Annotated in this window: 3 protein-coding genes; all 3 read right to left on the bottom strand. The window is 58.6% G+C overall.

Annotated features, from left to right (window positions below):
• On the bottom strand, positions 1–245 hold a 245-nt coding region (locus tag Q0629_RS04150; RefSeq protein WP_298779274.1), incomplete at its 3' end, for a transporter substrate-binding domain-containing protein.
• A 104-nt stretch (positions 246–349) separates the two neighbouring features.
• Positions 350–1,489: a double-cubane-cluster-containing anaerobic reductase gene (locus Q0629_RS04155; RefSeq protein ID WP_298779276.1), complete on the bottom strand. Its 1,140-nt coding sequence runs from the start codon at positions 1,487–1,489 to the stop codon at positions 350–352.
• 563 nt (positions 1,490–2,052) lie between these two features.
• A partial coding sequence (locus tag Q0629_RS04160) for an Mbeg1-like protein (protein WP_298779278.1) occupies positions 2,053–2,618 on the bottom strand: 566 nt, incomplete at its 5' end.

A 2,618-nucleotide genomic window follows, 5' to 3' on the forward strand; every position in this document is an offset into this window, starting at 1 on the left:
GGAATATCGAGTCTGATAAATTGAATTTCACAGCCAGCCTTCTCACCAATCAACCGCCAGAGTTCGATTTCAAAGCCCGACCACTCCTGCGTCGTTTCATCGTACATGGTGAAAGGAGCGTAGGTTCCAGGCGTCGCAACCCGAATGACCCGTTCCACGTCCTTCTCCGCGGCAACGGCCAACGCAGCAGTGCCGATGATAAAACCAAATCCTAAAGTCAACACCGAAAACAAAAATTTTTTCATTCTCATCTTCCTCTCCTGCACAAAGCCACGGTCCTCACTCACGCAAAGGTCAATCATCCGCGTTCGTTCAAGCTTCTTCTCCCCCCCTCCCCGCACGGCCCGCGTCACGCCATCATCTCGATGAAGGCGCCCAGGCGCGTTTCGATCTGCCCCCGATCCGACTGGGAAAAGTCAGTGTCGAGCCGGAGGTAGGGAAGTCCCAACTCCTCGTAGACCGTCGTCTTCGTGTGCCAGGCTTCCACGACAAAGGTGTGACACTCCTGCAGGACCACCTCGACCACGCCATCGACCCTGTAATCCGCAACCAGATGCTTCAGATCGCCAAATCGCCCCTTGTTGGGCGTCATGACGGAGCAGTTGATCTTCAAATACCGCTCGGCCAGTGCCTCGTAAGGGTCCTTGTCCTCGTCCACCATGAAGCGAAGCGTCCTTGGCCCGGCGCAATGGTCGGAGCAAACGTAGTCGGCCCCCATGTCCTCCATCCTGCGGATCAGCTTCTCGCGCAGCCCTGTGTTGGGACAACCCGTAAGGAGGACCCTCGGACGGTTCGGCGTCGTTTCTCGGACGCGAAGCCTGAACTCCCTGGCCTTCTCCTCAAGCTTCTCGATCAGGCTGTCGTCCGCAAAGTGAAAGTCGGCGGACTCGGAAACTGTCGTCAGCTCATACCCGGAAACGGGGGACGGCTTGGCCTTGGCAACCTCGTAAAGCTCTATCAGCGCCCTCCGCACGCGATTGCGGTAGACGATGACGTCATGAAGCTTCTCGTCGGTGATTTCAACGCTTAATAGGTCCTCCAGAAACTTTGCTGCAAGGCGGACCTCCTCCGTCCAGGATTCTACGGCGAGGGCCTGATCCCTACCCTGGGGCAGTTTCATGACGTGTACCGGTTTGATCTCGCCCAGGAGCTCGTACATCTTCTTCTTTCCGTCGCAGGTCGTTTCGGCAAGCACTCCATCGGAGAAATAGAAGAACGGGCACTGATCGGTCATCGCCAGCCCATAGCTGGACTTGATCAAAGGGCACAGGGTCTTGGGCAGTCTCGTTTCAGCCTCCAGGATGCCCTGTTCGCTGCTGCCGCAGAGGCCGACGGGGATCGCCCCCGCAGCGTGGATCAACTCGGCAGGGGTGTAGGAACAGAAGGTCCCGACGACCTTCTTCCCCTTCTTCTTGACCTCGTAGAGGGCAAGAAAGGCGTTCCTTCTCTTTTCATCGTAACTCTCGAAGTTCTTCGGCAGCGAAAGCATAGTTCTTTCCCCCTAAAAGACACACGAGAAGGCTTTTAAACTTCGCGCGTTTCTTTCGTAGATAAAGAAGCTCATGAGGTTTCGAGAATTCTCGGCTCAGCATCGCAAAACGAGGTCCTCTCCCTCTGCGCACGATTCAGGGAGCACATCCCCAATAAGGTACGCCCGCAGCCCCACCTCTCCCTGCAAATACTGAGAAAGCGATTTTCAAGGCCTCTATTGGCTTGATTGACGAGAATTATGGAATTAAGAGAACCCGTGAAGGGATGAAGGACGAAAGAAAAGGGAGCCCGCCTCAGCGGCCTCTCCTCAAGGGGAAATCAAAAGAACGGCGGCACACAAAGCCGGCGCGTCAACTCCTGAAGAGCTTGGCCCGAACGGATAACTCCTTTATGGAAGGAATCCCCTCACGGCATGCATCCCGTGCATCCAAGCCACATCCTCAGGTGTATCCACAACGCCGCATTCGGGGCCCCTCCTCTCTAAAGAACTCTTCGCGATACTTATACCTTACCGCCGGTGAAAAGTCAATCAACGAAATCAGAGGGGTGGTGAAGGAAACGTCAGCCCTGTGGATCGCCCCTCAGCCACGCGGACAGGCGCCGGCGCAGCTCTGCCGCGCTCCCGCCGAACGTCTGGGCGAAGACCGACCCGCCCTTTTCGGCCAGCCGCGCCAGGACCGCACGCACCTGTTTCTGCCGATCGGGGGAGAGGGCCCGCGAGGCTTTGAGGATGGCGAAGGCGCTCCGCACCGGGGTTCGTCGCATCTCCTCCAGGGTCAGGGCCCCCGTGGACTCGAGGACGCCGAAGACGGATTCTACAAAGCGACGCTTCTCCTCATCCGAGAGGTCCGCAAGCCAGGCCCGCACGGACCGCTCGAAGAACACGCTGAAGCCGCTCCTCCCCTCCGCCGGGAGGAAATGGTTTCCCCTGACCAGCCAGGACAGCGCGTCGTGCGCGGTCGGGCCCCTGTTGGAGCTCCGAACGATCCTGTGGTCCACGGCGCTGTCCATCAGGATGCCGACGAGAGAGTTCTCCGGGATGATGCTGACGATCCGGGGGGCGAGGTCCCGGTAGGCCGGCAGCCGCGTGACGGCGTTCGCGAAGCCGGGGCCGTCGTTGGTGAAGA

This window comes from uncultured Fretibacterium sp. (assembly GCF_938030725.1).
In the GTDB taxonomy this organism is placed as follows: Bacteria; Synergistota; Synergistia; order Synergistales; family Aminobacteriaceae; genus Fretibacterium.